Source organism: Butyrivibrio sp. CB08, assembly GCF_003625485.1.
GTDB lineage: Bacteria > Bacillota > Clostridia > Lachnospirales > Lachnospiraceae > Butyrivibrio.
The window spans coordinates 1-448 of record NZ_RAIR01000023.1 but is presented as its reverse complement, the minus strand read 5'-3'; the positions used below and the strand labels follow the sequence as shown (position 1 = coordinate 448).

General features: G+C 37.7%; 1 protein-coding gene. It reads right to left on the bottom strand.

What is annotated here, in order from left to right; translation table 11 throughout:
• A partial coding sequence (locus D6855_RS16595; protein WP_199712478.1) for a transposase occupies positions 1-191 on the bottom strand: 191 nt, incomplete at its 3' end.
• Between the last annotated feature and the right edge of the window lie 257 nt (positions 192-448).

Genomic DNA, 448 nt, shown 5'->3' with positions numbered 1-448 from the left:
GAAATGAGTTCGCTGTTCATGCGTCCACAGAGGTAAGCGGCGTAATTCTTCATGAAATCACCAATCTCATCTGTGATCACTTTCTTTCTGTATTTAGTCACAAAAATCACACGGTATGTGAGTTTGTATACGGAATGAGAGCCTCTTCTGAATTCGTCCAAAATATCTGATTCTGCTATTGATTTTTGCATATATTTACTCCGTATCTAAAGAGAACAAATGTTTGCCAATTCCTGAAAAGTGTGCTATAATACTAACTATAGAATACTAACAAGGAATTTACAACCGTGTACAGGACAAGGCAATACAGAATAAGCAAAAACCATATACTCTATGACTATTGCAGGGATATCTGCAGATCATCAGCCGTTCTGTACAACAGGGCAAATTTCATCTTAAGGCAGTATTCGTCATCGGTTGATTCAATGGCTGGATTCAAGCCTCTTTT